The organism is Mesotoga infera, from assembly GCA_011045915.1.
GTDB classification, from domain to species: Bacteria; Thermotogota; Thermotogae; order Petrotogales; family Kosmotogaceae; genus Mesotoga; species Mesotoga infera_D.
In genome coordinates, this window is sequence record DSBT01000239.1 from 1 (window position 1) to 5526 (window position 5526).

General features: G+C 47.9%; 4 protein-coding genes. 1 reads left to right on the forward strand and 3 read right to left on the reverse strand.

Annotated elements, in window-relative coordinates; genetic code table 11:
• The coding region (locus ENN47_08215; GenBank protein HDP78151.1) for a hypothetical protein at positions 1-1365 on the forward strand (1365 nt) is incomplete at its 5' end.
• 18 nt (positions 1366-1383) lie between these two features.
• On the opposite strand, the gene surE is transcribed toward ENN47_08215, so the two are convergent.
• The 3 genes from surE to ENN47_08230 all read right to left on the reverse strand — a co-directional run bounded on the left by surE (position 1384) and on the right by ENN47_08230 (position 5408).
• The gene (surE, locus tag ENN47_08220) at positions 1384-2202 is read right to left on the reverse strand and encodes a 5'/3'-nucleotidase SurE (protein ID HDP78152.1); all 819 of its coding nucleotides are present in this window, start codon (positions 2200-2202) and stop codon (positions 1384-1386) included.
• A 67-nt stretch (positions 2203-2269) separates the two neighbouring features.
• Positions 2270-4303, reverse strand: a complete 2034-nt coding sequence (locus ENN47_08225; GenBank protein HDP78153.1) for an ABC transporter permease subunit — start codon at positions 4301-4303, stop codon at positions 2270-2272.
• 1 nt (position 4304) lies between these two features.
• Positions 4305-5408 (reverse strand): extracellular solute-binding protein, encoded by a 1104-nt coding sequence (locus tag ENN47_08230; GenBank protein HDP78154.1) that lies wholly within the window; start codon positions 5406-5408, stop codon positions 4305-4307.
• Positions 5409-5526 lie beyond the last annotated feature (118 nt).

Consider the following 5526-nt stretch of genomic DNA (forward strand, 5'->3'; position numbering starts at 1 on the left):
CTTATTGCCATTTCAGTTGGCTTGTGTGCCAAGACCGGGCTTTTCTTGAGCATTTATCCTGTTCTCTCCCTCAACAACTACACAGTACACGATAGAGAATATCAACCTGACTTCGATGATCTGCGCACTTATTTCTCTTATCCGGCATTTGCATCGGCCGGCGTGGAGTTATCTGGAAGCAGTTATCGGGCATTGTTCAGGCTCGACTTCAGGCAGGACATAACCTCTTTTCTTCGAGGTAGAAGCTGGTCAAACTTCCCGATCAGGCACAACGCTTATACTCTCTATATAGATACAGATCTCCCCAGGGTTGGCTTTGCCGAGTTTGAAAATGATTTCTTGAGGATTTCTGCCGGTAAGCGAAGACTTCACTTCGGTCCCGCGACATACAATTTTGTGCTTTCGGAGACCGTGCCCTATTTCGAGCATCTGTGGCTCGATCTTGGCGCGGACGTTTTATCCGGTAAGTACTTTTACAGTTTCTTCGTCATATCTTCTGACCGTTCAATCTTTGATAGCCCGAGAACCCTCATCGGCCACAGCGTCGGTTATGAGGGAAGTTCCACAAGAATCGGTTTCGTCGAGACGAATCTCATCAGCAATACATTTCCCGACCTGAGAGACATAGGTCCCTTTATGGTCTTTCACAACAACTATGCAAAAAACTCCAACGTCAACGCCGGCTTGTTCGTCGAATCCAGGATAGGAATTCTGGAGCTGTACGGCATGCTCTATGCCGATGATATATTGATCCCCGGAGATAGAACGGAAAACCCCACTTCGTTGGGATGGTATCTTGGAGGGGAAGCGGCTTTAATTGATGGAAATGATTACGTGGGACCCGTGTTGTGGGACGAACAGTTCGGTCTCAGGGAGAAGACTCTTTTCAATAAATCAGGTGGGTTGAAGCTGAAGTACGAGCACTATCACAGTACCCCGTATCTCTATAATAGAGAGTTTGAGGAAGGGAAGTATATAAACCCGATCCGCTTCAACGCAGACGACATAGAGGGGGGCGCGTACCTCGTAATAAACGGCTTCTACGGGTTTCCGTACGGTCCCGATATCTCACTTGACCTTCTCGCCCTTTCTTATGAAACACGTAAGATTTTCACGGAATTGCGCATTGAATATATAAGGCAGGGTTCCTATAGGATAGAAAATTTCTACGGGGAACCGTTTGAATTTGACTGGTACAGACTCGCACAACCGATCACCAGAAAAACCAGGCTCTCTCTGAACTTCCATTACAGCCCCGACGAGAAGCAGGAGATAACATTCTCCGCTTCCATGGCATTTGGCGGAAAGTCAGAATTCAGTCTTAAGATTGGTTGCGGGAGATTCTTTAGCTTCTTGCGATTCTGAGTTTCTCGCTCATAAAGTCTATTGTTCGAAAGAAGCCATCGAGAATTTCTCGTTGCCTTTGTTTAACCAGCGCGCTTCAAATATCTTCAGATCTTCTTCCAGGGATAACCTGAAACTCTCTTCGCAGGATCCGAAGAAGTCGATCGGGCTCACAGATATGAAGCCTTTGTTTACGTTCACGTAGTCAAGATCCTCCTCATGGGAATCGTGAAGGATCTCTTTTTGCATCCAGTACTCCTCTTCACCCCACTCGTTCACTTTCTTCTCGAACCAACGCCTTTTTATGAGACCGCCCGGTCTCGTGCAACTGATTCCCCGGATCTTGTCTCTTGGTATCGCAGGCACGTTAACGTTAAGAACGGTATGTCTCGGGAGCTTGTTCCAGTTGTACTCCCTCACGAAGTTCTCAGAAAAGTCTACGGCTGCGATAAAGTCAGCATTCTCCTCACTTACAATGGAGATCGCCATCGCCGGGATACCCTGAGTTCTCGCTTCAAGCGCTGCAGAAAGCGTACCGGAATACCTTATGTCCACGCCAAGATTCTGGCCGTGATTGATTCCGCTTACAACGAGGTCGAAGCTGTTGATGCCCTTGATTGTAGTCGCTGCAATAACGCAGTCGGCCGGTGTCCCGCTAGTACAGAACGAGGAAACATTCTCTATAGTATTTGTTTCCCGTATCCTCACTGGAGTCAACCAGGTTATTGAGTGACTTACCCCGCTTCGATTGCTCTCGGGTGCAAATATCGTTACTTCGTGAGACCTTGAGAGTCTCTTTGCTAGAGATCTTATTCCAGTCGCCTGGATTCCATCATCGTTAGTCAAAAGTATTTTCAAAAGAATTCACCACCATTCATATTGTAACGTAAATTTCGAATTCTTTCCCGGTCTCGGTTATGAAGATTCAATCGTACTCTATTCCCTGATCCCGGAGATTCGAGCTGTAGATAAGTTTTAATGAGCTTCTGAAGAATAGCAACAGCGGTAATATCCCGATTATTGAGGCGGCTCCAAAGAGATTCCAGGAGGTGTAGAAGCTTCTGACTTCTCCCACATAGCCATAGATCTTCAGAGAGAACGGCATTAGTTCCTGGCTGTTCAGCAGAATCAAAGGCATACTGAATGAGTTAAACGACGAAACGAGAACGTATGTCAGCAGGCCGCCAATTACGGGTAATGAAAGAGGAATCACAATTCTCAAGAAATAGCCTGTTTCCGACAGTCCTTCAATCAGAGAGACTTCCCGAAGCTCCTTTGGAATCGAGGAAAAAAACGAACCGAGAAGCAGTATTGTGAGCGGCAGCGACTGGATACAAACGACCATTCCCACACCAAAGAGACTGTCCGTAATTCCCAGCCTTTCGAAGACGAAATACATTGGAAGCAATGTATGCATTCCAGTGTACAGGCTTCCAAAAAGTATCACCGCGGCTATTCCGTTCACGAAGGGAGTTCTCTTTGTTGCGAGGAGATAGGAAAAGGGGATTCCCGCCAGAAGCACCATGACAAAGGCCCAGAAAGAGACTCCGATCGTATTGAGGATATTTGACAGAAGTCCGTCCGAGAGGACTCTCGAATAGTTCGAGAGGGTCGGCAGGGTTAGAGAAGGCAGTATACTGGAGTCGAAAGCAAAAGAGAGAAAGAGGATGTACAGGACCACAACGGCTGTGGGAAGCAGACAGACCACCAGTAGAACTCTCTTCAGCCATTCGGGCACCGAAAAATCAAATTGCGGGAGTCTGTATCTCAAAGAGAACAGGATCATCGGCACGCTCAGCAGCGACGCTGGAATGATTCCGCTTATGCCCCTCTCTGCCACACTGAAGATACTCAATACGACTTCGTACATCAGGAGGACCCCTACAAGTACCCGGAAGCTCTTCTTGAAGCGGGGTATTATCAGAGGGAGAATCGAGTAGCCTACGACCATGGGAATTATGTACCAGTTCCAGCCGGTCAGAAGCCCGAGAAAGACATGGGCGGCGCCGCTAAGAAAGAGAACCTGCCTGTGTCTCCTAGGAACCTCGCTTCTCGAGAAGAGAGCGCCAAGGATCCAGATGATCGCAAAGATACCCACGAACACTGCGTAGGTAGAGAGAAGCCCGTAATCCTTTGCAGTGTTGAACTTTCTGAACAGCACTATTCCCAGAAAGGTTGTCGAGCCGGTAAGAGTCTGCGGGGTAAACCCTTCGCGTAGCAGAGGACCATTTCCCGTCATAAGGAAGGCCGAAGTGAATTCCTTCATCGATCTCGCCAGCTGGAACAGGAAATAGGGAATCAGCAGATACCTTATCTCTCCAAAGAGTATGTTTGAAGTAGCTACGTCCCCCGTTCCATCGATCTTCATTATGTCGTCCAGTTCTCTGGAGACTCTTCCAAGCATGCCCAGAATGATCATTGTCGACAGCGGTATCGAAAGCCACACGCTCACCAGAAGGGAGGAAGCGAATGCTTGGAAGGCATTCAGCGTCACATCTATCTCCGTTCCCAAAAGAGTGTTCAATAAAGAATATCCGCCGTATCCCTGGACGAAGGCCCTCCACCCGGAAACGGTTATGAAGGAAGGTATGAACCAGCCGACCCCCAGCAGAAGAAGAGCCGCCTTACTACGTCTTGTCGCCCTTCTCAGCCTGAGCGCAATGAAAAAGGAAATCGAGATCTCCATTGTCGTCTTAAGAGTTGACCACAAAGCCGTCAGTCTTAGGGAAAGCTTGAAGCCGGAATCTCGAATCACTGCTTCGTAGTTCTTCAGACCGGCAAAAACCGGAGCCGTTTGGAAGACTCCATATTCTGTGAAGGAGACATAGAGAGCCCACGCTATCGGCGCAATGGTAGCGATTGACAGAATAAAAGCTACCGGGAGCGCCATGGGCCACTTTCTTCTCAAGATGAAGGGAAGCAGGCCCAGGGCAAAGAAGATCGGTATTACAACCGACATATCACCAAACAGATTCAATATACGACTGCGCGCCTTCCAGGGCTTGATCGACCGTCATAGCGCCACTATATATAGCCTGCAAAGCTGGTTCCAGGGCTTCAAACAAAAGGGATTGGTACCCGGGACGATTGGGCATAAATCTTCCTTCGTCTATGATCTCTTCCAGTTCGTGAAGCCAGTCGGAACAAAAGAGCGGGTATTTATCGCACTGAACGAAAAACTCCCTGCTGTGCTCGTTAAGGAAATTAATGAAACTCAGACACTGGTCGCGGGTTTCTCCATTGAAAAGAGCAAAGCCCTTTGAGTCTATTACACCTTTGATCTCTATGCCCTCGAGATCGGGAAAAGGCAGCATTGCGAATCTCGGCCCCTTTTCTCTGAATTTCTCGGCCATGTAACTTCCCTGGAGCATTATGCCGATTTTTCCCTGTCTGAAAAGGCCGTTCATTGCAGCTCTCTCTAGCCTCGAGATAGTCCCTTCGTCGAAATACTTCTTAACCTTCGATACAACTTCTATACTCCCGTGAGATCCCACAAGAAGATTCTCCGTCTCTTCCTCGGAATTCAAAGCAGATACGTACGGAAACATTATGTAAGGAGATGTGAAATCGAATGCTATCGGGTAATCGACAACGCCGGCGAGTCTCTCCTTTATCAATTCGAATTGACCAAAATCAAGTCTCTCTTCGAGACTCAATCCGGCTTTTTCAAAGGCGTCTAGATTGACGAAGGCAACCTGACTGTCCGCATAGTAGGGAACTGCTCCGACAACACCGTTCCAGACATATGGATTGAGATATCTTTCCGGGTAGTCTTTAAGCGCATCTTGCGGAATGGGGAGGCTCATGTTTGAAGAGGAAACATCCCCGATATATGTATCTTTTATCAAAGCCGCATCTGGCAAATCACCCGTCTTAAGACTGATATTCAGCTTTTCCTCGATCTTGGGGAAGTAAACGATCTCTACAGGTATGCCTGTCTGGTTATAGAAATCGTCTGCAGCCTGTCTGTAGAAGGGCTCGCCTTCCCAGCTCACCCAGAAAGTTATGCTTAAGGCTGCCGAACAAAGTATAACAGCAAAAGCAGATGCAAGCAGCTTCTTCATTTCACACCTCCATATTCAGTATCTCGAAAAGAACCCGTTCACTCTTAAAAGGAGCGTGTCTCAGGCGGATGCCGGTAGCATCGAAAATCGCGTTGGCTATTGCTGGAATCGGCGTGTC

Excerpts from the sequence above, each read along its gene's own strand:
- ENN47_08230 (HDP78154.1), bottom strand. The coding sequence starts at position 5,408 with ATGAAGAAGCTGCTTGCATCTGCTTTTGCTGTTATACTTTGTTCGGCA.
- ENN47_08225 (HDP78153.1), bottom strand. The coding sequence starts at position 4,303 with ATGTCGGTTGTAATACCGATCTTCTTTGCCCTGGGCCTGCTTCCCTTC.